The organism is Methylobacterium sp. W2 (assembly GCF_020662345.1).
In the GTDB taxonomy this organism is placed as follows: Bacteria; Pseudomonadota; Alphaproteobacteria; order Rhizobiales; family Beijerinckiaceae; genus Methylobacterium.
In genome coordinates, this window is sequence record NZ_VMOA01000002.1 from 1 (window position 1) to 25,366 (window position 25,366).

At 66.5% G+C, this 25,366-nt stretch carries 14 protein-coding genes and 1 pseudogene; 8 read left to right on the forward strand and 7 right to left on the reverse strand.

The genetic code is table 11. The features are described from left to right. From FPV16_RS01310 to FPV16_RS01320, 3 genes are all read left to right on the forward strand, one after another. Window positions 1–842, forward strand: an 842-nt coding sequence (locus FPV16_RS01310; protein WP_227435558.1) for an AprI/Inh family metalloprotease inhibitor, incomplete at its 5' end; no start/stop codon positions are given. Between the two features lie 28 nt (window positions 843–870). Continuing rightward, entirely contained in the window at window positions 871–1,620 is a 750-nt protein-coding gene (locus FPV16_RS01315; RefSeq protein WP_227435559.1) for a rhodanese-related sulfurtransferase, read from the forward strand. A 13-nt stretch (window positions 1,621–1,633) separates the two neighbouring features. Continuing rightward, entirely contained in the window at window positions 1,634–1,852 is a 219-nt protein-coding gene (locus FPV16_RS01320) for a SlyX family protein (RefSeq protein ID WP_227435560.1), read from the forward strand. A gap of 194 nt (window positions 1,853–2,046) precedes the next feature. Here the strand turns inward: FPV16_RS01320 and FPV16_RS01325 are convergent, their stop codons facing one another. Then, a complete protein-coding gene (locus FPV16_RS01325) occupies window positions 2,047–4,293 on the reverse strand; it encodes a calcium-binding protein (protein WP_227435561.1) in 2,247 nt (748 codons plus the stop codon). A 456-nt stretch (window positions 4,294–4,749) separates the two neighbouring features. On the opposite strand from FPV16_RS01325, the gene FPV16_RS01330 reads away from it, so the two are divergent. Further along, entirely contained in the window at window positions 4,750–7,011 is a 2,262-nt protein-coding gene (locus FPV16_RS01330) for a spermidine synthase (RefSeq protein WP_227435562.1), read from the forward strand. A 6-nt stretch (window positions 7,012–7,017) separates the two neighbouring features. Here FPV16_RS01330 and FPV16_RS01335 read toward each other — a convergent pair whose 3' ends face one another. Further along, window positions 7,018–8,448, reverse strand: coding sequence for a TAXI family TRAP transporter solute-binding subunit (locus FPV16_RS01335; RefSeq protein WP_227435563.1), 1,431 nt, complete (start codon window positions 8,446–8,448; stop codon window positions 7,018–7,020). Between the two features lie 89 nt (window positions 8,449–8,537). On the opposite strand from FPV16_RS01335, the gene FPV16_RS01340 reads away from it, so the two are divergent. From FPV16_RS01340 to FPV16_RS01350, 3 genes are all read left to right on the forward strand, one after another. Then, a complete protein-coding gene (locus tag FPV16_RS01340; protein WP_227435564.1) occupies window positions 8,538–9,161 on the forward strand; it encodes a RecX family transcriptional regulator in 624 nt (207 codons plus the stop codon). Window positions 9,162–9,284: 123 nt separating this feature from the next. Further along, window positions 9,285–10,499: a putative DNA modification/repair radical SAM protein gene (locus tag FPV16_RS01345; protein WP_227435566.1), complete on the forward strand. Its 1,215-nt coding sequence runs from the start codon at window positions 9,285–9,287 to the stop codon at window positions 10,497–10,499. 225 nt (window positions 10,500–10,724) lie between these two features. Further along, the gene (locus FPV16_RS01350) at window positions 10,725–12,191 is read left to right on the forward strand and encodes a UdgX family uracil-DNA binding protein (protein ID WP_227435567.1); all 1,467 of its coding nucleotides are present in this window, start codon (window positions 10,725–10,727) and stop codon (window positions 12,189–12,191) included. A gap of 114 nt (window positions 12,192–12,305) precedes the next feature. On the opposite strand, the gene FPV16_RS01355 is transcribed toward FPV16_RS01350, so the two are convergent. Genes FPV16_RS01355 through FPV16_RS01365 form a run of 3 tightly spaced genes read right to left on the reverse strand, consistent with a single transcriptional unit; the run spans window position 12,306 to window position 15,876 of the window. Next, the gene (locus FPV16_RS01355; RefSeq protein ID WP_227435568.1) at window positions 12,306–12,491 is read right to left on the reverse strand and encodes a hypothetical protein; all 186 of its coding nucleotides are present in this window, start codon (window positions 12,489–12,491) and stop codon (window positions 12,306–12,308) included. Then, window positions 12,488–13,663, reverse strand: a complete 1,176-nt coding sequence (locus FPV16_RS01360) for a PepSY-associated TM helix domain-containing protein (protein WP_227435570.1) — start codon at window positions 13,661–13,663, stop codon at window positions 12,488–12,490. The genes FPV16_RS01355 and FPV16_RS01360 overlap by 4 nt, the downstream gene beginning before the upstream one ends. A 2-nt stretch (window positions 13,664–13,665) precedes the next feature. Further along, window positions 13,666–15,876: a TonB-dependent receptor gene (locus FPV16_RS01365; protein ID WP_227435571.1), complete on the reverse strand. Its 2,211-nt coding sequence runs from the start codon at window positions 15,874–15,876 to the stop codon at window positions 13,666–13,668. A gap of 277 nt (window positions 15,877–16,153) precedes the next feature. Here FPV16_RS01365 and FPV16_RS01370 point away from each other — a divergent pair, with 277 nt between their 5' ends. Beyond that, a complete protein-coding gene (locus tag FPV16_RS01370) occupies window positions 16,154–17,011 on the forward strand; it encodes a helix-turn-helix domain-containing protein (protein ID WP_227435573.1) in 858 nt (285 codons plus the stop codon). Between the two features lie 263 nt (window positions 17,012–17,274). On the opposite strand, the gene FPV16_RS01375 is transcribed toward FPV16_RS01370, so the two are convergent. After that, window positions 17,275–23,988: an Ig-like domain-containing protein gene (locus FPV16_RS01375; RefSeq protein ID WP_227435575.1), complete on the reverse strand. Its 6,714-nt coding sequence runs from the start codon at window positions 23,986–23,988 to the stop codon at window positions 17,275–17,277. A gap of 737 nt (window positions 23,989–24,725) precedes the next feature. After that, window positions 24,726–25,339 (reverse strand): annotated as a pseudogene (locus FPV16_RS01380) (transposase); the annotation flags it as partial. Between the last annotated feature and the right edge of the window lie 27 nt (window positions 25,340–25,366).

The following is a 25,366-nucleotide window of genomic DNA, read 5'->3' on the forward strand; positions in this document are numbered from 1 at the left end:
CCTCCGGCCTCTCGGAGACGCCCGCCGCGGTGAGCCCGCCCGCCGGCTTCGTGGAGACCCTGCCGCCGACCATCGAGGGGGTCCCCGGTACCTGGGACCTGTCGCGGGACGGCAGCACGCGGCGCTGCGTCATGACCCTCGCATCGCAGAGCTTCGAGGGCGGGCGGCGCCTGTCGTTTCCCGCCGGGTGCCGACGCGCCCTGCCGATCCTGAACGAGGTCACCGCCTGGCTGTTCGTGGACGGCGTCGTCCGCCTCGTCGACAAGAACGTCCGGCCGGTCCTGATCTTCAAGGCCCGGGACGACCGGCGCAGCCTGATGGCCAAGACCGAGGCGGGCGAGGTCTACAGCCTCGTCCCGCTCCAGATCGTGGCGATGGCGCCGCCTCCCGCGCCCGCACCGGATGGCGGCGCCGGGTTCAAGCTCGAGCGGGACGATCCGACCGGCGCGGGGGGACAGAATACCGGGGCGCAGAACGGCGGGGCGACGGGGACCGGCACGACAGGGACCGGCACGACGGGGACCGGCGAACGGCCGACGCCCGGCACCTACGCCCTCGACCGCTACCGCGAACAGGACGTCTGCCGCCTCGAACTGAAACCGGCGGAGGGCGGTGGGACCGCCCCGGTCCGCGTCCTCGACGGCTGCCGCGACAGCGGGCTGACGACCTTCGATCCCGCGGCATGGCTGGGAGCTCCGGGCCGCCTCACCCTGGTGGCCCGGCGCGGCCATGTGGTGGGGCTGGTGCCGGCGGGGGAGAACCACTGGCGGCGCGAGCCGGAGGTCGGCACTACCTTCATCCTGCGCCGGATCGAGGGTGCTGCGCCGAGCGGTTCCCCCTGACGGCCGTGCCTGATAGACCCTGCCGCCGATGCCCTACACCGTCGCCGCCCTCTACCGCTTCGTCCCCCTGCCCGACGCCGCCGCCCTGCGCGACGCGTTGGAGCAGCGCTGCGCGGCGCTCGGTATCCTCGGCACGCTCCTGCTGGCGCGCGAGGGGATCAACGGCACGATCGCGGGCAGCGCGGCCGGCATGGCCACGCTCCTGTCGGAGATGCGCGACGGCCCGCTCTTCGGCGGGCGCCTGAAAGATCTCGACGTGAAGCTTTCAAGGGCGGACGAAGCGCCGTTCGGCCATCTCAAGGTGCGGGTGAAGCGGGAGATCGTAACCTTCGACGACGGCGCCACCGATGCCGGCGAGGCGGGGATTCCCGTGCCGCCGGAGGCATGGAACGCGCTGCTCGATACGCCGGGCCTGCTCCTCCTCGACACCCGCAACGCCTTCGAGGTCAATCTCGGCACGTTCGAGGGCGCCACCGACCCGCATCTGTCGCGCTTCTCGGATTTCCGGGCCTATGTCGACGGCCTCGATCCCGCCGCGCATCCGGCGGTGGCGATGTTCTGCACCGGCGGCATCCGCTGCGAGAAGGCCGGGGCCTATATGCGCGCCAAGGGGTTCGGCACGGTCCACCATCTCGAGGGCGGCATTCTGCGCTATCTCGAGACGATCCCCGAAGCGGAGAGCCGCTGGCGCGGCGACTGCTTCGTCTTCGACCACCGCATCGCGCTGGGACCCGGCCTCGTGGAGCGCCCGGACCACGCCCCCGAAACGCTGCGATGAGGCGGGACCAGCCATGACCAATGACGACACATTGTCCGTCCGCATCGATGCCCTGGAGATGCGGCTGACCGAGCAGGACGTGGTCCTCGACGACCTCAACGCGACGATCACCGCGCAATGGCGCCAGATCGATGCCCTGACGCGGCGCCTGGCCAAGCTCATGGAGCAGGTCGAGGAAGCCGGCGCCCGCACCGGCACCGGCGCCCCGGAGCCGCCCCCGCCGCATTATTGAAATCCTTCCCGGCCGTGGTCGGGATGACGCGGGGGAGGTCGGCGTGACGGTCCTCGTTGCACGAATCCGTCGTGGGATATCCGCGCCGAACGACCGGGTCGGGTGGAAGGCCGCCGGCACCAGTGCCGACAAGGCGGCCTTTCGGACATGAGAAGGGGCTACCTCGCGGCAGCCCCCCTTGGATTGCGAGACGATCAGACGATGAACGATCCGTTGTCCAGGGTCTGATGGCCCTGGAGGAGAACCGCGAAGTCCGCCGCTCCATCTCCATCGGTGTCACCCTGTACGAGGGTGTTGCCGCCACCGTACTTCGTGCGGAGTTCGCCGGCCTGGCCTGAGAACGCGTCCGTCCCGACGAACTGGAAGCCCTGGTCTCCGGCCTGTCCGAGATTCGCATCGATCCCGCTGAGGTCGATGCGATCGCCTTCGGCGAAGTCGAAGTCCTTGATGATGTCGCGCCCGGCAACCGCGACGTCACTGTCGGTGATGGCCTTGAACACGAAGGTGTCGGCACCGTCGCGGCCGAAGAGGAGATCACGGCCGTCATCGCCGTAGATCGTGTTGTCGCCGACATTGCCGTAGATCTGATTGCGACCGACATTGCCGTTGGCGGTCAGATCGTCCGAACCGGCGAGCACCAGCTTCTCGATGTTGGTTTCCATCGTGTAGCTGACGCTGGAGCGAACGGTATCGAAGCCTTGGCCCGGCTGTTCGATGGCGTGATCACCGGCATCGTCGACCACATAGGTGTCGTTCCCGGTTCCGCCCCGCATGACGTCCGCACCGGTGCCGCCGACCAGAGTGTCATCCCCTTCACGTCCAGCCAGACGATCGTCCCCGGCCCCACCATCGAGGCGGTTCTCGCCGCTGTTGCCGATGAGGCTGTTGTCGCCCTCGTTGCCGGTGGCATCGATGGCATCAGACCCGCTGAGAATGACGCTCTCGAGGTTGGCGCCAAGCCGGTAATCGACCAGGGCCCGAACGGTATCGTTCCCTTCGCCCACGCCTTCGGTGACCTGATCGCCAGCGGACTCCACGACGTACATGTCATCGCCGGCACCGCCGGTCATGACGTCGTCGCCGATGCCGCCGATGAGGACATCGTTTCCACCGCCGCCGGTGAGGAGATCATTCCCGGCTCCCCCGTTCAGCCGGTTGTCGGCGATGTTACCGGTGATGCTGTTGTCGAGCGCGTTGCCGGTTCCGTCGATGGTGCCGGTGCCGGTGAGGGTAAGGTTTTCGACGGTGTCGGGCAGAGTGTAGGTGATGGAGGACAGAACGGTGTCGGTGCCTTCGTCGGCGCCTTCGACCACCGTGTCGCCGAGCGAATCGACGATGTAGCTGTCGTTGCCGAGGCCGCCGATCATGGTGTCGTTACCGGCACCTCCGACAAGGAAGTCGTTGCCGGTTCCGGCGGTGATCGTGTCGTTGCCCTGACCGGCGTTGTAGTAGAAATCCTGGCCGGCACGGAAAGGCGGGAAGAACGTCAGCGCGTCGTCCCCATTGGTCCCGAGCACGACGCCCTCGAACGTATTGCCACGCTGAGTGCCGGAGACGAGATCGCGGACGTCGAAGGTGATGCCCTGCGTTCCGGCCACGAAGGTGATGCCCTCGTCGTCGTAGCGGGAGATCGGCCCGGTCAGGTTTCCGTCAGCATCCTCTGCCTGTACGCGGACCGCGAGCCCGCCATCCTGGTTCGTCAGGCTGCCGGCATCGTTGGTGTTGCCGTTGCCCACCTCGGCCGAGGTGAAGGTCAGGCGCACGTTGCCGGCACCGCCGTCGACGCGATCGAACCGGACGGTGTCGTTGCCCTCGCCGAGATTCACCTGGTCGCTGCCGTCGGTGGCGACGTTGACGCCGAACGTGTCGTCGCCGTCGCCGCCGAAGACGGTGTCGATCCCGGAGCCGCCGCCGATCGTGTCGTTGCCGCCGCCCGTCGAAATGACGTTGTCGCCGCCGCCGCCAGAGACGACATCATCCGCCGACCCGGTGGTAAGCGTGTCGTTGCCGTTTCCACCCGTCAGCTGCGCCCGGACATTGCCGGTATCGACGACATTGTCTCCTGTGTCGGACAGGTTGAAGTTGACCGACTCAAAGCCCTTGATGACGGTTCCATCGGACGCCCTGCCCGTGCCGTTCTCGTTCAGCGTCAGGGTGATGGGTGTTCCGGAGCCGACGACCGGGCCGTTGAAATTGAAATTCACCGACAGAAAATCGTTGCCCTCACCGCCGACCAGACGATCGAGCTTTCCGCCCGTGACGGTGTCGTCTCCGGATCCGGCGTTGACGACATCACGCCTGGGATCGATGGAGCCTGCGAATATGCTTGCGGGGCGATCGACGGAGTCGATCGTATCGTTACCTCCGCGGCCATAGATGACGTCTTCGTCTTCGGTGCCGTTCAGGACATTATCGCCGTTATCGCCATTGATAGTCGCCATTGCGTCGTCTCCCTGACTCGCTGCCTGAGATGCACGTTCGGCTCGCAGGCATGCGGCTGGGCGATTACGGACGGTTAACCACGATGGTTTCAGAATCCGAAAATAATATTCGGTGATCGTTGATATTATCTTATGTTAAACTAAGTAGTTTATCCCAGCAGGAAAGTGGGATTATTTCTGAGAGTCTGCCGGATTAACGCGAAGCTTGCTGACGAACATCGGCTAAAACGCTTGTTTGTGTTCTGCCGTCATCGAATACGCACCGCAGATGATCCTTGAACTGCGCCATCGAAAACGTTTCGATCACCCCGCTCTCCGCCGGTCGTCCATGCCGGTTAAAGGGAAACCGTCAGCGGCGATTCATCGACCCTGCGATCGATCCGCCGGCACCGGAGCAACCACACTTTAACGACCTGTTCCGTTAATCGGTCGGCGGAAACGGAACGGACTCGACCAATGACCATGGCAGCGGACGGGGCCCGGCATGCCGGTTTCAGCGGAGCGTCCCGCGCGACGGTGTTTCTCGCGCTGTTCGTCGCCACGATCTTCCTCTCGGCCCTGCTGCTCTTCGGCGTCCAGCCGATGTTCACCAAGATGGTGCTGCCGGTCCTCGGCGGCTCGCCCTCGGTCTGGTCCGTGGCGATGGTGGTGTTCCAGGCCCTGCTTCTGGCCGGCTACGCCTATGCCCACGCCCTCGCCCGCTACCTGCCGCTGCGCGTCGCCGCACCGCTCCACCTCGCCGTAATGGGCTGCGCCCTGGCGGCGCTGCCCATCGAACTGGCCGCGGGCTGGGGCAGGCCGCCGGCCGATGGCGAGGCCGTCTGGCTGCTCGGGCTGTTCCTCGTCTCGGTGGGCCTGCCGTTCTTCGCCCTCTCGGCCAACGGGCCGCTGCTGCAGGCCTGGTTCTCGCGCTCGAACCACCCCCATGCGCGCGACCCGTATTTCCTCTACGGGGCGTCGAATATCGGCTCCTTCGCCGCCCTGATCGCCTATCCCCTCGCCATCGAGCCGCTCCTCACCCTGCGCGACCAGAGCCGCACCTGGATGCTGGGCTTCGCGCTCCTGGCCGGCCTGATCGCGATCTGCGCTGCTATGGCCGCGCGCAACGCCTCGGCCCCGTCCCGGATCGCGGCCGGGGGCACGGCGGCCCCCGCGTCACGGCGCGCGATCTGGCGCCAGCGGCTCGGCTGGATCGCCCTCTCCCTGGTGCCCTCGGGCCTCCTCGTCTCGGTGACGGCGCACATCTCCACCGATGTCGCGGCCGCTCCCCTGCTCTGGGTCGCGCCGCTGGCGCTGTTCCTCCTCACCTTCGTCCTCGCCTTCCGCGAGCGGATGGTCCCGTCGCAGACCGTCCTCGCCTGCCTCCAGGTCTTCGGCACCGCGATGGCGCTCTTGCCGATGACGGCGGCGTTCCCGCTCGGCATCGGATTGGCCCTCCATCTCGGCCTGTTCTTCGTCAACGCCATGATCTGCCACGGGGCGCTCTACAAGCGCCGCCCGGATGCGGAACGGCTGACCGAATTCTATCTCTGCCTGTCCTTCGGAGGCATGCTCGGCGGCATCTTCTGCGGGTTGCTCGCGCCGCGCATCTTCTCCACCGTCCTCGAATACCCGATCCTGCTCGTGGCGGCCCTGCTGTGCCGGCCGGACCTGTCCGCCGCCTCCTGGCGGGAGAACCGGCGCCCGCTCGCCATCCTGGCGGGCCTGATCGTTCTCGCCCTCCTGATCAACCTGACGATCCTGCCGCGGTCCTGGCTCATCGTCAGCGCCCTCTGTCTGATGGGGGCGATGATCGCAGTCTGGCGCAGGCCGCAGAACGTGGTGCTCCTGGGCGTGGGCCTCGCCCTGTTCTCGGCCACGGTCAGCGGAGCCCTGACCTCGGGCGCGTCGGTGCGCTCGTTCTTCGGGGTGCACAAGATCGCCACCTCGGCGGACGGACATTTCCGCACCCTCAGCCACGGCACCACCCTGCACGGCGCGATGCGGATCACCAATGAGGACGGCACGCCGTTCACCGGGCGGCCCGAGCCGGTGACCTATTTCACCATGGACGGCGGCATCGGCCGCGCGATCGCGGCGGTCCGGTCACGCCGGGGCGGACGCCTCGACACGGTGGCGGTGGTCGGGCTCGGCGCCGGCAGCCTCGCCTGCCACGCGAGACCCGCCGAGAACTGGACCTTTCTCGAGATCGACCCGGAGGTGGTGCGCATCGCCCAGAACCCCGCCCTGTTCCGCTTCCTCGACGCTTGCGCCCCCGATGCCCGGATCGTGCTTGGCGACGCGCGCCTGACCCTGGCCGACGAGCCCGGCGGGAAGAACCTGATCGTGGTCGATGCCTTCTCCTCCGACTCGATCCCGAGCCATCTGATGACGCGGGAAGCGCTGGCGCTCTACGCCGCGAAGCTCGCGCCCGACGGCGCCCTCGTCGTCCACATCTCGAACCGGCACCTCGAACTGCGTCACATCCTCGCCCGCGCCGCAGCCGACAAGGGCCTCGTCACCTTCGTCCGCGACGGCCGCCTGATGGACAGCATCGACGGGCCGCGCTTCCGTCAGGCATCCATCGTCGTCGCCATCGCCCGCGACGCGACGCATCTCGGGGCCCTCGCCGAACCGGGCGAGTGGACGCGGGTCGTCCCCGACATGGACCGCCGGCCATGGAGCGACGATTTCAGCAACGTCGTCGAGGCGATGGCCGACAAGATGGCACAGGAATAGCCGCGCCTATTCCGCCGCCGGCCGGTCCAGCCTGAGGAGGCGCGCGGACCGCGTGCGCAGGGGCCGGCGCTCGGGCTCGGCGCCGGTGACGAGGGAGCGGCGGGCATCGGCGATGGCGCCGTGCACGGCGTCGATGGCGAGGATCAGGGCATTCATCGCGCGGGTGTCGACGTTGCGCTCGCGGGCGTGCTGGACGACGTCGGTGACGAGATCGTCGGTCTCGCGAACGAGGCCGTCAAGTTGCTCCCTTGTGGTGGCCGAGCGGATGTCCCTGAGGATGTCGAGCAGCCGGTCCAAAACCACGTCCACGCGCTCGCGGCGCTGGCGGGCGAGGCGCTGGCCGAGCCAGGCGATGCCGGAGCCGATCGTGCCGCCGAAGAAGGCGAGGAGGTAGACGTAGTCCTCGTAGCGCTCGAACAGGGTCTGCTGTTCGCGCTCGAAGTAATCCACCGCCCCCGGATGGTTGGGCAGGCGGGCGCTGGTGGCGGCCACCGAGGTTTCAAAATCCGGGGCCTTCATCAGGTTGGCGATGGGCGCGCTCGGCGCGAGCTTCGAGCGCCACTCGAACAGGTGCTGCGTGACGGAGGCCACCGAGTAGCGGCTGACCCCGCCCCGCGCCATCAGCCGGTAGGAGGCGCCCACCGTCTTCACGTCCTCATCGGGGCGCTTCGGGCGGCCGCCGAACGTGCCGGCGGGGATCGTCGCCGATTGCAGTTCGGGCATCCGTTGCACGATGGCATCGCCATCGGGCACGGAGACGATGGTGATCTTCTTCTCGTGGGACGCCATCTCCACAGCCCGGACCGTGGAGATCGCCGCCTTCGAGGTCGGCGCCGCGATCACGGCCACGGCATCCACGGTCCCGGCCAGAAGTGCGGCTGTCACCTCACCGGGCTTGAGCGGCACCAGGGCGATATGGCCGGCAGTGAGGGTGTGGCCGGGCTCGGGCGCCGGCACGGCGGTGAAATCGTAGAAGCCGAGGAGGTTGGTGACGAAGGGCCGGTCGGCCGCGTGACGCTCGACGATGCCGAGGCGCTTCGTCGCGAGGTCGGGGAAGCTCTCGATCTCGCTCGCCTCGGGCGTGGCGATGAGCAGCGTCTCCTCGTGCAGGAGCGCCAGGGTCAGGCCGTTATCGGGCAGGAACACGTCGGGCCGGACCACGGCGAGATCGGCGCTGCCGGCCTGGAGTGCCGCGGCGCTGTCGCGGACGTCGTCATAGGTCCGCACGTTGAGACGGACGTCCTCCCGCGCTCGCTTCAGGGCCTGGGCATAGGTTTCGAGCAACTGCGCCTCGGCCCCGTCGCGCGGACCGACCGCCACGGTGAGCACCGTCGGGCGCGACAGGTAGACCACGGCGGCCGCGAGGACGGCGAAGCCGAGGCCGAGCGCGACCAGGAGCCACTCGCGCTTCAGGAGGAATGCCGGCATGACATGCATGCGTCCTCTCGGGGTAAGACAGATAACCGGTTCACGGTCGAGACGATGCGCCTCATGATCCTGAAACCTGTCCGAAGCGTGATGAACCGATGAGCGCCCGAAACGTTGCCGCGGGGCCGCGTGCATTCTCTCGCGAAGCAAAACCCGCGCCCCGCGAGGCAAAACCCGCGCCGCCGATCACGGCCGCGTATCTGGAGCGCGTCGCCCTGCACTATCTGGAGCGCTACAGCGCCTCCGTGGCGATGCTGCGCCAGACCCTGGAGCGCCGGGTCGCCAAGCGGTGCCGGCTCCGGGACGAAGACCCCGCTGCCTTTGCCGAGACCATCGCCGCCATCGTGGAGCGCGCCCGTTCATCCGGCCTCGTGGACGATGCCCGGTTCACCGCCGCGCGGGCGGCGACCCTGCGCCGGCGCGGGGCCTCCGCTCGCGGCCTCTCGGCCAAGCTTGCCGCCAAGGGGGTCGACCGGACGCTCATCGCCGAAACCCTGGAAACCGAGCGCGACCGGGGCGAGGAAGAAGGCACCAATGCCGAGGAAGACGCGGCCCGCGCCTATGCCAAGCGCCGCCGCCTCGGCCCGTTCCGCCGCCCCGACCTCCGCGCCGCCCACCGCGACAAGGATCTCGCCTCGATGGCACGGGCCGGGTTCTCGTATGGATTGGCGAAGACGATCGTCGACGGGGAGGTGAACGCGGAGGACGGCTTCGACCGCTGATGGAGATCGGCCGTGCCCCCCTTTCCCGCACACGGGGAGAGAGAAGACAGCGCACGCTGCGACATTTCCGACTCGCCGCGACAAAAACTTGAACGAAACACGAACGACGCGCATGTCCCTGTCATGGACGAGACCCTCGCCAAGAAGCTGCGCATCCTGGCCGATGCCGCGAAATACGATGCGTCCTGCTCCTCCTCGGGCGCGCCCAAACGCGTGGCGGGCAAGGGCGAACTCGGCTCGACCACGGGTGCCGGCATCTGCCACGCCTACACGCCGGACGGGCGCTGCATCTCGCTGCTGAAGATCCTGCTGACCAATTACTGCCTCTTCGACTGCGCCTATTGCGTGAACCGGCGCTCCTCCAACGTCGCCCGTGCCAAGTTCACCGTCGAGGAGGTCGTGACCCTCACGGTCGAGTTCTACAAGCGCAACTACATCGAGGGACTGTTCCTCTCGTCGGGCATCATCAAATCGCCCGACCATACGATGGAATTGCTGACGCGGGTGGCGAAAAGCCTGCGGCGCGACCACGGCTTTCGCGGCTACATCCACCTCAAGTCGATCCCCGAGGCGAGCCCGTGGCTGGTGGAGGAGGCGGGCCTCTACGCCGACCGGCTCTCGATCAACCTCGAACTCCCCACCGATGCCAGCCTGCACCGGCTCGCGCCGGAGAAGAACGGCCCGGTCATCCAGAACGCGATGAAGCAGATCGGCGCGCGGATCACCGAGGCCAAGGCGGAGAAGCGCCGCTTCTCGCCCGCCGGCCAGTCGACGCAGGTCATCGTCGGCGCGGACACCACCACCGACGAGGCGCTGATCCGCAAGAGCGCCCTCCTCTACGGCTCGTTCAACCTGAAGCGGGTCTATTACTCGGCCTTCAGCCCGATCCCCGACGGCTCCGCCATCCTGCCGCTGAAATCCCCGCCGCTCCAGCGCGAGCACCGGCTCTACCAGGCCGATTGGCTGATCCGGTATTACGATTTCTCCGCCGACGACGTGGCGGATGCCGCCGAGGACGGCATGTTCTCCCTCGACATCGACCCGAAGCTCGCCTGGGCCCTGAAGCAACGAGGCCGGTTCCCCGTCGATGTGAACGCCGCCGACCGGGAGATGCTGCTGCGGGTGCCGGGGCTGGGCGCCCGCGCCGTGGACAAGATCGTGAAGGCGCGCCGCCACACGCGGCTGCGTCTCGACGACGTCGCCCGTCTCACCTCGGGCCTCAAGCGCGCCCGCCCGTTCCTGATCGCCGCCGATTATCATCCCAGCCCGACCGGCACGGACAGGCTCGATCTGCGCGCCAAGCTCGTCGAGCCGGCGCGGCAGCTGAGCCTGTTCTGACGGTGCCGGATGACACGCCGCTCTTCTCTCCCCCCTCTACTTAACGATATTCACCCATCTCGCGGACACCGCGGGTCCCCTCTCCTGGAAGGAGAGGGACAGGGTGAGGTGTGTGACCTTTTCGGAGATGGACCACACCTCACCCCAACCCTCTCCTTCCAGGAGAGGGAGCGCGGCGCGCCTGATGTCGAACATTCTCGGACAAGGGGAACAGCCGTCGAGCAGATGGGTGAATCCTGTAGCCCCGCAGAGGGGGGAGGGTCGGGCGGATCACTCCGGACGGTCATCCTCCGCGAGGGTGCCGATCTCGACGGGTTCCGTGCCACCGTGCGCCGGCTCGCAGCGTCATCGGTTCCTCCGGGTGAGGTGGTCTGGTCGATCGGGCACGCCCCCGGCCTTTTCAGAGAGGCCGTTTCGCCCGAACTCGGCACCGAGGTTCCGCTCAGCCTGCCGCGGGCGGTGGCCGACCTGATCCGCATGGTCGTCCCGCACCGCGACCCCGAGCGCTACGCCCTGCTCTACGCCCTGATCTGGCGCGTCACCCATGGCGAGCGCGGGCTGATGGAGGTGGGAAGCGACCCGCTGGTCCATCGCCTCGACCGGATGCGCAAGGCCATCGCCCGCGACCTGCACAAGATGCACGCCTTCCTGCGCTTCCGGCGGACGGAGGCCGACGGCGTCGAGCGCTTCGTCGCCTGGTTCGAGCCGGACAATCACATCCTCGAGGCGGCGAGTACCTTCTTCGTCGCGCGCTTCCGATCCCTGAACTGGTCGATCCTCACGCCGGACGGCTCCGCCCATTGGGACGGTGACGCCCTGACCTTCGGCCCGCCGGGACGTCGCGAGGATGCGCCCGAGGCCGACGGGTTCGAGGCCGGCTGGCGCGATTACTACGAGAGCACGTTCAACCCCGCCCGCACCAACCTCGCCGCCATGCGGGCGGAGATGCCGAAGAAGTACTGGCGCAACATGCCCGAGACCGCGGCGATCCCCGGCCTCGTCCGCGCCGCGTCCGCCCGCACGGAAGCCATGATCGAGAGGGAGCCACAGATGCCGGCAAAGCGTAACCCCGCCAAGGCCGTGGCGGCGATGTCCGACCAGGCGCCCGCCTCCCTGGAGGAGCTCAACGCCATCATCCGGCGCTCGGAGCCCCTGGTGCCGGGCGCGACCCAGGCCGTCCTCGGTGAAGGGCCCACCCATGCCGCGATCGCCTTCGTCGGCGAGCAGCCGGGCGACCAGGAGGACCGGCAGGGCCGGCCCTTCGTGGGACCGGCCGGGCAGCTCCTGTCCCGCGCCATGGCAGATGCGGGGATCGTGCGGGGGGATGCCTACCTCACCAATGCGGTCAAGCATTTCAAGTTCGAGGAGCGCGGCAAGCGCCGCATCCACCAGAAACCCACCGCCGGGGAAGTGAGCCATTACCGCTGGTGGCTCGACCGGGAGCTGGATTTCGTGGCCCCCAAACTCGTCGTGGCCCTGGGGGCGACCGCCGTCCTGGCCCTGACCGGCAAGGCGATCCCGATCACCCGCGCGCGTGGGCCCGCCTCCTTCGGCAAGGCCTTTGAGGGGTTCATCACCGTGCACCCCTCCTATCTCCTGCGCCTGCCGGACGAGGCCAAGGAAGACGCCTACGCGGCCTTCGTCTCCGACCTGAAACGGGTCGGGGACCTCGCGCGCGAGCTGGGGGGCTAGCCAAGCGGCGTCGGGTGGTCGTGCGCAGACGTTTTGCAGGATGAGCGTGATCGAGGGAGGCGGTGAGGGCTACGCCCGCGAGGGTGAGCGGATCTCACGACGTCGGTTTCGTTGCTACCGCCTTCGCGAACGAGATCCTTCATAGGTCATGTAAATCAAGACGCCAGCCAACACGGCGCTGGCCAGACTGTCCCAGATTCCGTCGACGACCAGGGCGATCACCAGGCTGAGCAGGGTCAGGGCGGCGAGGATCGATGGAATGGCCCAGATCCGGGACCGGATGAGCGGGCGCGTCTTCATTCCGCGGCTCCTGCGCCGGACGGCCTCGCGCCGGGCGGCACCCGCTCGCCGGCCGTCTTCCATCGTCTGCGGGCGATCCAGAGATAGAGCCCGCTGCCGAGCACGACGATGCTCGCCAGATCGAGAAGCGCCCAGACGATCTTCAGGGGAAGGCCGCCGTAATCGCCGAAATGCAGCGGTTGCGAGACCAGCAGAGCCTGGATGTACCAGGGCATCGCGCGCATGTCGGTGAGCGCGCCGGTCTCGGCATCGATGAGGGCGGGCTTGAGCAGCCGCGAGGTCAACGGCGTGTCGCCGGCCATGAACACGGCGTAGTGGTTGTTGCTGCTCACGACGGTGCCGGGATAGGCGACGAAGCGCGGGCTCATGTTCGGAGCCGCGGCCTTGGCCGTCGCCACCGCCTCGGCGATGGAGGCGAGTCGGACGGGGCGCGGAGCGTCGCGATAGGGCGCGGTCATCTCGGCGAGCTGGCCGAATTGCCAGAGCTTCAGCATGAGATCGGCCCAGGTGTTCACCACGCCCGTCCCCCCGACGATCAGCGCCCAGCCCAAGGTCGCGACGCCGACGAGGTTGTGCCAGTCGAGCCAGTGGATCCGCCGCGTCCGGGTGCGCCGGACGGTGCCGAAATCGAGCTTTCGCATGAATGGACCGTAGAGGACGATGCCGGAGACGATCGCCATCACGAACAGGAAGCCCATCGCGCCGAGGAAGAGCTTGCCGCCGAGGCCGAGGAACATGTCGACATGCAATTGCAGCAGGAAGCCGATGGGACCCTCATTCGGCTTGGGCTCCCGGAGAAGGGCGGCGTCGCGCCGATCCAGGGACAGGATCGTCATGTCCGATGGCGGTGAGCGCACGTCCCGGGCGAGATTGACGAAGGCGACATCCGGCTCGTCGTGATCGAAGACGAGGTACTGGACCACGAGCCCGGGCTTCGAGGCCATGGCCGTGGCGACGATCCTGTCCAACGACACGTGCGCCGTCCCGGCCGGCATCGCCGGCACCTCGGGCTCGTAGCCGAGGACGCCGTTGAGCTCGTGATGGAAGATCAGCGGCAGGCCCGTCAGGCACAGCATCAGCATGAAGGCCATGCTGACGAGGCTCGTCCAGGTATGGACGAACGACCACAGCCGGAAGGCCCGCAGGCGCGGCGCGTCGGGTCCCGTCGCCATCGTCAGAAGTCCAGCTGGGCCGAGACGAGGTAGGTCCGCGGCGCTCCGAGGGTCAGGAAGCCGTTTCCGGTGGAGGCCCAGTAATTCTCGCCCGACACGTTCTCGACGGTGGCCCGCACCGTCACGGGTTTGCCCCACGTGCCGAGGAACGTGTAGCGGAGGCCCGCATCGAACCGCGTCGAGTCCGGGATGCGCTGCAGGTTGCCCTGATCATAGTATTGGGACGCCGTGTGGATGCCCCGTCCGGTCAGGGTCAGGCCGCGCGGCAACCAGGGCGGCAGGTCGTATTCGCCGTACAGGCTGAGCGTGGTACCGGGGACGCCGGGCGCGACCTTGCCGTCGAAGGCGCCGCCTTCGGTACGGACCAGGCGCCCATCGGTGAAGGCGATGCCCCCGATGAGGCGCACACCCGGCGCGAGTTCGCCGAACAGGCTGAACTCGATCCCCCGGTTCCGCTGCAGGCCGTTGAGCGCATAGTTCCGCGTCGCCGGATCCTGGAAAGCGTTGGGCCGGTTGATCTCGAACAGAGAGGCGCTGACGCCGACGACGCCGAAATCGTACTTCACGCCGATCTCCTTCTGGTCGGCGATGGTCGGCGGGAGCGCCTGGTTCGGGTTGCTGGCCGTGACGGGAGCCGAGTCGGTCGAGAGCAGGCCCTCGATGTAATTGCCGTAGAGCGAGAGATGCTCCAGCGGCTTGACCACGAGGCCGACCGCGGGCGTCCAGGCGACCTTGTCGTAACGCGACGTGGCGTCGCCGAAGCTGGGGCTGCCGGGCGAGAAGTCGTAGCCCTTGACCCCGATCTGCTGGAAGCGGCCGCCCACGGTGAGCAGCACCCGCTCGTCCAGGGACGACAGGGTGTCGGCGAGGGCGACGCTGCGGTTGGTCTGCATGGAGCCGCGGGCATTCCCGATATCGATGTCGGGGTAGGCCGGAGCCGCGAAGGAGAGCGGGCTGTAGATGTTCGAGACGCCGCCCGGCAGGAACTGGACCGCCTTCGGATAGTTCGTCGTGCTCCAGAAACCGACGGCGGAAACGGTGGCCCGGTGCGCGATGGGGCCCGTCTGGAACCGGGTCCGCAGGCCGGCCTCGGCCGAATAGGATTCGGTGACGTATTGCTGCCGGGCGAACGGGCCGGCGACACCCCCCATCGACGTCACCAGGGTCTGGAAGCTGGCGAGCGCGCTTTCCTGGGTCGAGTGGCCGCCGAAGCCGGCATAGAGCGTGGTGTCGGGGGTGAGGTCGTACTCGGCCCGGAAGGTGCCGAACTTCGTCTCGGTCCGCTGGAATTCGTAGGGCTGGTTCTGATTGAGGGTGAGATTGGGCGCCCTCGGGATCTGGATGCCGGGCGCCACCGTGAGGAACGACCGGTTCCGCCGGTAATCGTCGACCTGATAGCCGAAATCGGCCGAGAGGCGGACGCGGTCACCCCGGTAATCGAGGCCGATCGAGCCGAATCCCACTTCGAGCCGCTCGCGGTCGATGGCGGATTCGCCGTTGCGATAGACGCCGTTGACCCGCACGCCCCATTCCTTCGCCTCTCCGAAGCGCCGGCCGATATCCACGGCCGTGCCGAACTGGCCCCGGGAGATGAAGAACGGCGTGATCCGGGTCAGCGGCTCGTCATAGGCGCGCTTGGGAATGAGGTTGATGCTGCCGCCGATACCGCCGATGGGGGCGATGCCGTTGACGAGGGCGCTCGGCCCCTTGAGGATCTCGACCCTCTCCACGTTGTAGATCGCCGGCCGGCGGCTATCGACCACGCCGTAGAGCCCGTCGAACGCGATATCGCTGGCATAGACCGGGAAACCGCGGATGTAGAACTGGTTGCCGGCGGCCCCCGTGCTGGACGTGACGGCGCGGACGGACGGATCGTTCGTGGCGACGTCGATGAGGCTCTGGGCCTGCTGGTCCCGGACGAGGGTGTCGGTATAGCCGGTGAAGTTGAAGGGCGTATCGAAGACGCTGCTGGTGCCGAGGATTCCGACCCGCGTACCGCTGGCGACCTGACCGCCGGCATAGGGCGGCGGCGACGCGCCGATGGTCCCGTTGGGGCTGCGGGAAGCGACGGCATCGACGCTCAACTGATCGAGGGTCACACTCCGCGGGGCGTCCTGGGCGGCGGCCGAACGCCCGATTCCCACCGTGATGAGTGTCCCGAGCGCAGCCCCCCTCAGGACCGAACGGATGAGTGTTTCGAAATCGTCCCGCATCGTCGCCTCTCGCACCATCGCCGGCAATCGTGCTCTGCCGGCGCGGCGACCTGATTACTCACCGAAGGCCGGGACGCGGTATTGAATTCCTGCGAAAAATACGCCTAGTCTGCCATTCAAGAGGATAAAGCGAAGATACGCTGCCGCTGTTGCGGGATTACACAGTACAATTTGAATAATTACAAACTCGCCCCTCGAATGGCGATTGTCCATCGCGGTTCGACGATCCACTTCCGGTTGTGTTCTGACAAGCCAATCGTCCAACCGCAGCGAATGCATGACCACAGCCCCTCCTCCACGGATCGTAGAAGCCGCTCACGAGATCGTCCGGGCCGATCTCAGCCTCGATACGATCATGACCCGTTCGGATTACGAGGATTACGAGGGCGCCTACGAGAATACGGACACCCTCTGGATCCATCTCTGCACCCGCGGCGGCGGTCGCCTGCTTCGGAACAGCCGGACCCAGAAACTCGACGGCCTGTTCGTGCCGGGACGCGTCGGCCTGGGAGCCCCCTATGACGGCGGCGAAGGGTTCGGGCCGCGCATGAGCCTGCTCGCCCTCGGGATCTCCGAGCGACGGCTGAAGCGGCTGGCCGCCGAGCTTCCGGGGGGCCGACTGGACATCGAGGCGCTGGCGTCGACCTACCACGACGATCCCCTGCTGACGGCCACGTTGACCGCCATGTGGGAGGAAGCCGGGCTTCACGGTTTCACCACGGCGTTCTTCGATCATGCCTTGGCCATCGTGGTGCACAGGCTGGCCCATGCCGCGTCCCGGCCCGAACCCGTCTCCGCGCATGGGCTCACGGCGCGGCAGTTGTCCGATGTGGCGGCGTTCATCGAGGCCGGTCTCGGTGACGACCTGCGTGTGGCCGATCTCGCCCGCATCGCGGGGTTGAGCGAGCATTACTTCAGCCGTTGCTTCCAAGCCTCGGTCGGCGTGCCGCCCTACGCCTTCATCACCCGCCGTCGCCTCGATCGGGCGGCCGAGCTCCTCACGCGCTCGACCCTTCCCGTCGCCTCGATCGCGGCTCTCGTCGGCTACGACGATCCGAGCCAGTTCTCGGCCGCCTTCAAACGCTACAAGGCAATGGCGCCCCTCGCATGGAAGAGGCAGCAGGCGAACGGATAGGCCGGCACGGCGAGACCGTTCGAATCCCGAGCGATACGAAAGCTTATACCAGACTTCGATGAGCCTGACTCGTCGAGGTCTGCCCGCGCGACTGCGCGGCGGCGGTCGTCCGCCGGACCTCCCTGATCCTCATCTAAGGGTCAGGATCAGGGAGATTGGGTATGAGCCGCCTTTCCGCAGCACGGTCCCCAACACGAGGAAGCCCCGTGTGCCGGATCAAGGGCACACGGGGCTCGCTATAGTCCTAGATGAGGCGGTCGATACTACAGCACGAAGTCATTCGCATGCAGGGCTTCGATCGTGCCTCTCAAGATGATCTGGAAGTCCGCCTTGCCGTTTCCATCGACATCGCCCTCGATGGTCGTCGAGCTTCCGGAGACGACAGCGTGGAGTTCTCCCTTCTGCTTGGTGAACGCCCCCTCGATGAAGGAGAAGGATTGGTCGGTCGCAGCTCCACTCACGGCTTGAATACCGGACAGATCGAGGTGATCGAACCCCGCCTTGAAGTCCAGGATCGCATCGCGGTTCGCGATACCGTTGCCGCTATCGCTCACCGTCTTGAAGACGAACGTGTCGTTTCCTGCTCCACCCACCAGGGTATCCTGACCCAGTCCACCGACGATCACGTCCTTGCCTGCCCCACCCACGATCGTATTGGCAAACTCGTTGCCCGTGAGCGTCAGACCCTTGGAACCGGAGACTCGGAGAGCCTCGATCTCGACGCCCGTCTCCAGCGTATAACTGACACTGGCGTAGACCGTGTCGGTACCGGTCGTCTCGATCAGGTGATCGTTCGCGTTGTCGACGTAGTAGCTGTCGTTGCCGGCGCCACCGGACAATGTGTCCGCCCCCGTCTTGCCGTCGAGGATGTCGTTGCCCGTGGTTCCGACGATCTTGTTGGCAAAGTTGTTGCCGGTCAGGGTCAGGCCCGTCGAACCGGTGCCCTCGAGAGTCTCGATTTCCTGGCCTGCCTTCAACACGTAGCTGACGGAAGCATAGACCGTGTCGTTACCGGCTTGAGCCGCCTCGGTGACCTGATCGTTGGCATTGTCGACAGAGTAGGTGTCGTCGCCAAGTCCGCCGAACAGCGCATCGACGCCGGCCTTGCCATCGATGACGTCGTTACCGGACGTTCCGACGATCCTGTTGTCGAACTCATTGCCGGTCAGTGCGAGACCGACGGTTCCGGAACCGCGGAGCACTTCGATTCCCTGGCCTGCCCCGAGGGTAAAGTTGACACTGGTCCGCACCGTATCGATGTCGCCGCCCACTGCCTCGATGACCTGGTCACCGATATTGTCGACCATGTAGGTGTCGGCACCGCCCAATCCGGTGAAGGTTTCGGCTCCGTTGGTGCCGCGGAAAGTCTCACTGCCACTTGTGCCAGTGTAGCCATCGATCTTCAGGATACCGTCAGGATTGATGGCGGACCCGCTGGCGTCGAAGGGATTCCCGTTCGCGTCGGTGATGACGGCTCCATTCAAGGAGATCCCCGTGACCGCCAAGTCGCTGGAAATCTGGTCGACCAACACCGTGTAGTCGAAAACGAGAAGCGTCCCCGTCGATTTCAAGGCGTTGTAGACGGCCGTCGCTCCATTGCTCAGGCGGATCGCCAACTCGTCGCCGGTCGAGACGATCACGGCTTCGGACATGGTGAAGGTGAAGGAGACGGTCTGACCCGTGACCAGTGTTCCGGAACCATCCGTGATGCCGGGACCGGAGGCCGCCACGCTGAGCACCGTGGGTGCCAAGGTGTCGACGGTGAAGTTCCCGGTGCTGGCCGTGGTTCCGGTGTTGCCGGCCACATCCGTGTACCCGGTGGAGAGGGTGACGACGTTGGTGCTGTCCTCGGAATTGGCGGTCGGGATCAGCGTCGCGGTGTAGATGACCGACCCGTTCGGGCCGGCGGTGGGGCCGCTCAGCTCGCGCAGTTCGCCATTGCCGCTGACCAGGTCTGCGAGAGCGAAGCCCGCGACAGCCTCCGAGAAGGTGATCGTCACGGTCGCGGTCTCGCCGGCCACCAGTGAGGTATCGCTCAGCGTGATCGTGGCGGTCGGAGCCGTCCGATCGATGGTGAAGGATGTCCCCTGTATGCTCTGCTTGGTGTTTCCTGCGACGTCGGTGCTGCTGGTGGTCAGCGTGTAGGTCCCGTTGCTGAGCGGCTCGAGACCCGATTCAGCGAAGGACACGATGAATTGTCCGCTCTCATTCGCGACCGCCGTGCCGACGAGTTCGCCATCCAGGAACACGTCGACCGTCGCACCGGCTTCAGCGGTACCGAAGAAGTCCGGCGTCGCGTTGCTGGTGATCCCGTCGCTGGGCACGCCCTGATCGGAGCCCGACGCCAGTCCGATCGTGGCCACCGTCGTCGTACGATCGATCGTGGCCTTGAAGCTCTCGGTGGTGATGTTGCCGTTCGCATCCGCCACCGAAGCCGAGAACGTGTATTCCCGACCCGTAGCCCCGGGCGAAGCAAGGATGGGGCTGACGTTCGTGGTGAAGACGCCGTTCAGGACTATGCCGGTCAGGGTGGTGATGACTTCGTCACCATCCATCACGGCGACATGCACTTCCGTGCCGTTGGCAACACCACTGACGGATCCGCTGACCGAGAGGGTGTTGTCGCGTGTGATCTTGTCGGTGCCGCTCTGCCCATTATCCGTCGAGATCGTGAACCCGCCAATGGTCGGTGCTGACGTATCGATGGCCAAGCTCAGCTCACCGCCATGGACACCTGTGTTGCCGGCCTGATCGGTATAGGCGGCCGCGTTTCCACCGATCGACAGCGTCGTCGTGCCGGTGATGCCCGCTTTCGCCGTGAACTCGCCCGTCCAGGTAATGCCGTCGCTGCTCGTCAGGGCTCCCAGCGTTCCGGTGGAGGTATCGTAGGCGACATCGCTGGCATCGAAGCCTTGGACTGCCTCCGAGAAGGTGAAGGTCACCGTCGTGGTCTTGCCGGCGACGTTGAGGCTTTGGTCAGCCGCGGTGATCGCGATCACCGTCGGGTTGACGGTATCGACCGTGACCGGAGCGGACGCGGTGGAGGTCCCGGCATTGCCGGCGAGGTCCTTAAACGCCGTGAGGGTGACCTTGGCGTCGGTCGTGCTGCTGTCGGTGGCGGTGAACGTGGCCGTGGCCGTGAGTCCGCCATTGGAGAAGACGATCGAGGCCGGATCGACGGTACCGCCGGTGGCACTCAGCACGAGGGAGGTCGGATCGACCGCTTCCGTGAAGGTGAAGGTCACCGGCGAGGTCAGGTTGCCGTCACTGAAGCTGGCATCCTCGATCACGACCGTGGCCGTCGGGTTGACGGTATCGACCGTGACCGGAGCGGACGCGGTGGAGGTCCCGGCATTGCCGGCAAGGTCCTTGAACGCCGTGAGGGTGACCGAAGCGGCGGTCGTGCTGTCGTCGGTGGCGGTGAACGTGGCCGTGGCGGTGAGTCCGCCATTGGAGAAGACGATCGAGGCCGGATCGACGCTGCCGCCGGTGGCGCTCAGGACGAGGGAGGCGGGATCGACCGCTTCCGAGAAGGTGAAGGTCACCGGCGAGGTCAGGTTGCCGTCACTGAAGCTGGCATCCCCGATCACGACCGTCGCCGTCGGGTTGCGGGTATCGACCGTGACCGGACCGGCCTCTTTGGCGCCCCCTATATTGCCGGCGAGGTCCTTGAACGCCGTGAGGGTGACCGAGGCCTCAGCCACGCTGTCCTCGGCGGCGGTGAACGTGGCCGTGGCGGTGAGTCCGCCATTGGAGAAGACGATCGAGGTCGGATCGACGGTACCGCCGGTGGCGTTCACGACGAGAGAGGTCGGATCGACCGCTTCCGTGAAGGTGAAAGTCACCGTTGTGGTCGGGCTGCTGTCGCTGAGACTGGTCTTGTCGAACGCGATCGTCACCGTCGGGTTGACGGTATCGACCGTGACCGGAGCGGACGCGGTGGAGGTCCCGGCATTGCCGGCGAGGTCCTTGAACGCCGTGAGGGTGACCGTGGCGTCGGTCGTGCTGCTGTCGGTGGCGGTGAACGTGGCCGTGGCGGTGAGTCCGCCATTGGAGAAGACGATCGAGGTCGGATCGACGCTACCGCCGGTGGCGCTCACGACGAGAGAGGTCGGATCGACCGCTTCCGTGAAGGTGAAGGTCACCGTCGAGCTCAGGTTGCCGTCGCTGAAGCTGGCATCCTCGATCACGACCGTCGCCGTCGGGTTGACGGTATCGACCGTGACCGGAGCGGACGCGGTGGAGGTCCCGGCATTGCCGGCGAGGTCCTTGAACGCCGTGAGGGTGACCGTGGCGTCGGTCGTGCTGCTGTCGGTGGCGGTGAACGTGGCCGTGGCGGTGAGTCCACCATTGGAGAAGACGATCGAGGCCGGATCGACGCTGCCGCCGGTGGCACTCAGGACGAGGGAGGCCGGATCGACCGCTTCCGAGAAGGTGAAGGTCACCGGCGAGGTCAGGTTACCGTCGCTGAAGCTGGCATCCCCGATCACGACCGTGGCCGTCGGGTTGACGGTGTCGACCGTGATCGGAGTGGCCGCGATGGGGGCGCCGGTATTGCCGGCGAGGTCCTTGAACGCCGTGAGGGCGACCGTGGCGGGGGCCACGCTATTGTCGGCGGCGGTGAACGTGGCCGTGGCGGAAAGGCCGTTCGCGGCGACGACGATCGAGGCCGGATCGACGCTGCCGCCGGTGGCGAACACGACGAGAGAGGCGGGATCGACCGCTTCCGAGAAGGTGAAGGTCACCGGCGAAGTGTTGGTGCCGTCGCTGAGCTTGCTCTTGTCGAACGCGACCGTCGCCGTCGGCGGGGTCGCGTCGACCGTGAACGTCGTGACGGTCGGGCTCAGCTTCGTGTTGCCGGCAAGGTCGGTCACGAGAGCCGTGAGGGTGTGGCTGCCATCCGTCAGGGGGAAGCCGTTCAGGTCCGAGTCGGCAAAGGCCAGGGTGTAGGTATTGTCCTGCCCCGCGACGGCGGTGCCGATGATGGATCCGTCCAGGAAAATCTGGACCGTGGCGCCGGCCTCGGCCGTGCCGGTGAAGTCGGGAGTGGTGTCTTTGGTGAGCAGATCGGTGGCACTGACGCCGGTATCGGAGGCCGCAGCCAAGCCGAAGGTCGGGAGGGCCGTGGTGTTGTCCACCCGTACAGGGCTCAGATCGCTGGTGGTGGTGTTGCCGGCGGCATCCGTCGCGGTGGCGCGGAAGATGTAGCTGCCATCCAGCAATGAGGGGGTCGACGCCGTCGTGAACGTGCCACCGGTGACCGTGGCGACCAGTGTCACGGGGGTCCCGTTCACGAGCACGGGGTTACCGCCGAGATCGAGCACGGCGACGGTCACGGTGGAGCCCGCCTCGACCGTGCCGCTGACCGACAGGGTTCGATCGCGGGTGATGTGGTCCGAGTTGCTCGCGCCGCCATCATCCGAGATCGTCAGCAGCGCGACCGTCGGGTTGACGGTGTCGACCGGGACCGGAGCGGACGCGATGGGCGCGCCGGTATTGCCGGCGAGGTCCTTGAATGTCGTAAGGGCGACCGTGGCGGGGGCCACGCTATTGTCGGCGGCGGTGAACGTGGCCGTGGCGGAGAGCCCGTTCGCGGCGACGACGATCGAGGTCGGATCGACGCTGCCGCCGGTGGCGAACACGACGAGGGAGGTCGGATCGACCGCCTCCGTGAAGGTGAAGGTCACCGGCGAACTCAGGTTGCCGTCGCTGAAGCTGGCATCCCCGATCACGACCGTCGCCGTCGGGTTGACGGTGTCGACCGTGACCGGAGCGGACGCGGTAGACGTCCCGGCATTGCCGGCGAGGTCCTTGAACGCCGTGAGGGTGACCGTGGCGGCGGTCGTGCTGTTGTCGGTGACGGTGAACGTGGCCGTGGCGGAGAGACCATTCGCGGCGACGACGATCGAGGCCGGATCGACGGTACCGCCGGTGGCACTCAGGACGAGGGAGGCGGGATCGACCGCTTCCGTGAAGGTGAAGGTCACCGGCGAGGTCAGGTTGCCGTCGCTGAAGCTGGCATCCCCGATCACGACCGTCGCCGTCGGGTTGACGGTATCGACCGTGACCGGAGCGGACGCGGTGGAGGTCCCGGCATTGCCGGCGAGGTCCTTGAACGCCGTGAGGGTGACCGTGGCGGCGGTCGTGCTGTTGTCGGTGACGGTGAACGTGGCCGTGGCGGAGAGACCATTCGCGGCGACGACGATCGAGGCCGGATCGACGGTACCGCCGGTGGCACTCAGGACGAGGGAGGCGGGATCGACCGCTTCCGTGAAGGTGAAGGTCACCGGCGAGGTCAGGTTGCCGTCGCTGAAGCTGGCATCCCCGATCACGACCGTCGCCGTCGGGTTGACGGTATCGACCGTGACCGGAGCGGACGCGGTGGAGGTCCCGGCATTGCCGGCGAGGTCCTTGAACGCCGTGAGGGTGACCGTGGCGGCGGTCGTGCTGTTGTCGGTGACGGTGAACGTGGCCGTGGCGGAGAGACCATTCGCGGCGACGACGATCGAGGCCGGATCGACGCTGCCGCCGGCGGCACTCACGACGAGGGAAGTCGGATCGACCGCTTCCGTGAAGGTGAAGGTCACCGGCGAGGTCAGGTTGCCATCGTTGAAGCTGGCATCCCCGATCACGACCGTCGCCGTCGGGGCCGTCTGGTCTATGGTCAGCAGCAGCGCACCGCCAGGTTCACCCGGCTCAAAATTGGAATTCTTGTAACCGTCGGTGACGGACAGCGTGACCGTACCATTGAAACTCGATTCCGCAGTGAAGATACCCTTCCAGACCGTGCCACCTTCGCTGCTCGTCAAGGTGCCCATCGTACCGGCATTGCCGGGGATGACGACGTCGTCCGCTTCGAAGCCGTTCACCTCCATGGAGAAGGTGAAGGTCACCTCCGTGGTGTTGGAGGTCGCGCCGAGAACGGTTTTAGCCGCAGTGATCGACAATACGGTGGGGGGGGTGTTTGCGAGGGGCATGACGCTTCACTCCGAGATTTGGGGTCGACGACAGATTCCGAGCAGTCAAGCCCGGTCATAGTCAGCTAAAAAAACGCGACATCATGAAGTATCATTGAGTCCGCAGGCGGCTTTGCCTTTGTCGGACCAAATCGAAGACCCCATCCGCAACGCATGAGCGGGAATTGAGGCAGCTGGATAGAACAAAGGATTTTGAGGCGCATCCCTCATATGAGTGAGGGCGAAGGTATTTTATTGATTTTCGCGCCTCCCTCATTTGAGGGATGGCGCCTATCCGAAGTCATAGGCCAGACAATTCGGAACGATGCCAGGAAACCGGCACTTGGCCATTCATGAAAGCTTAATGATTAATTAATACAGGTTAACGTTTTATGTCCTCCGCCGTGCACTTCGAACACCGTCTGCTCGGAAGATGCGGGATCGGACGAGAATGCGTGCCTCGGCATATCCGACGGAAGGATCGTCGCGATCTTGGTGCGCTCGTCCGAATTTGAAGACCACGCGGAGCATACGCGATGGTATCTGCTCAAAGGATTCGGACCATGCGACCAGCAGGGCTCGATGTTGCTTAGACGAGACGTCGCAAAGACGTGGATCGCGATTTCAACTGTGCGTTGACTGCCTATGCGGCGAAATCAGTTTTCGTTAAAAGCACATGTCATTTTACCGGCATCGCGATTTGACGATGCCGATCAATGGACCTGTGAGAGCGCCTGACAGAAAGGATCGACGACCTAGCGGTGACGGCTGAACTTCTCGCTGCTCTCGATGCCCATGAAGGCGATGCGCGGTACGATCCCACGGGCGCGGCACTCATGGCGGGCGCGGGCGTCGTAGGCCTCGTCGGCATGACGCGTGTGGGGGACGGTAGCGTGGGCGGCCGCGCCGGCCGTTGCGCATAGGTGGAATGGCATCGAGGGTCGGGGCCATCATCACGCTGTCGTGGCGGTGGGCCCCTGTGACGGTCCGGCCGAGGGGCGTGCCGCGGCCTCGACGACGAGGTGGCGGCTCTGGCCCGGTTTGCCGCGATCCGTCGGGTTCGGGCCTGTGGCAGAGCCCGTTTCTTCGCCGGCACGGACGCGCTGGCCCGGCCCCCGTCGAGCCGACCGGCTTCGTGACGTCGCCCCAGCAGCGTCTGCTGCAGGCGGCGCCAACACGTCATGCCCGAGCCACGGCCCCTCTCGGCGGGCAGCATCTCCCAGGGCAAGCCGGAGCGAATCACGATCAGGATGCCGGTGAGCGCTGCCCGGTTATCGTAGGGCCGTCGACTGCCCTTCGGACGCGGCCGGGAAGGCGGAAGCCGCGGGGCGATCTCATGCCAGAGATCGTCGGGAAGAAGAGCGCGGGCGATGACGCGCCAACGCGCATCAACGCTGAT

Bases quoted from the DNA above. Each gene is read 5' to 3' on its own strand.
- FPV16_RS01315 (WP_227435559.1), top strand. From the start codon at position 871: ATGCCCTACACCGTCGCCGCCCTCTACCGCTTCGTCCCCCTGCCCGAC.
- FPV16_RS01320 (WP_227435560.1), top strand. From the start codon at position 1,634: ATGACCAATGACGACACATTGTCCGTCCGCATCGATGCCCTGGAGATG.
- FPV16_RS01325 (WP_227435561.1), bottom strand. From the start codon at position 4,293: ATGGCGACTATCAATGGCGATAACGGCGATAATGTCCTGAACGGCACC.
- FPV16_RS01330 (WP_227435562.1), top strand. From the start codon at position 4,750: ATGACCATGGCAGCGGACGGGGCCCGGCATGCCGGTTTCAGCGGAGCG.
- FPV16_RS01335 (WP_227435563.1), bottom strand. From the start codon at position 8,448: ATGCATGTCATGCCGGCATTCCTCCTGAAGCGCGAGTGGCTCCTGGTC.
- FPV16_RS01340 (WP_227435564.1), top strand. From the start codon at position 8,538: ATGAGCGCCCGAAACGTTGCCGCGGGGCCGCGTGCATTCTCTCGCGAA.
- FPV16_RS01345 (WP_227435566.1), top strand. From the start codon at position 9,285: ATGGACGAGACCCTCGCCAAGAAGCTGCGCATCCTGGCCGATGCCGCG.
- FPV16_RS01350 (WP_227435567.1), top strand. From the start codon at position 10,725: ATGGGTGAATCCTGTAGCCCCGCAGAGGGGGGAGGGTCGGGCGGATCA.
- FPV16_RS01355 (WP_227435568.1), bottom strand. From the start codon at position 12,491: ATGAAGACGCGCCCGCTCATCCGGTCCCGGATCTGGGCCATTCCATCG.
- FPV16_RS01360 (WP_227435570.1), bottom strand. From the start codon at position 13,663: ATGGCGACGGGACCCGACGCGCCGCGCCTGCGGGCCTTCCGGCTGTGG.
- FPV16_RS01365 (WP_227435571.1), bottom strand. From the start codon at position 15,876: ATGCGGGACGATTTCGAAACACTCATCCGTTCGGTCCTGAGGGGGGCT.
- FPV16_RS01370 (WP_227435573.1), top strand. From the start codon at position 16,154: ATGACCACAGCCCCTCCTCCACGGATCGTAGAAGCCGCTCACGAGATC.
- FPV16_RS01375 (WP_227435575.1), bottom strand. From the start codon at position 23,988: ATGCCCCTCGCAAACACCCCCCCCACCGTATTGTCGATCACTGCGGCT.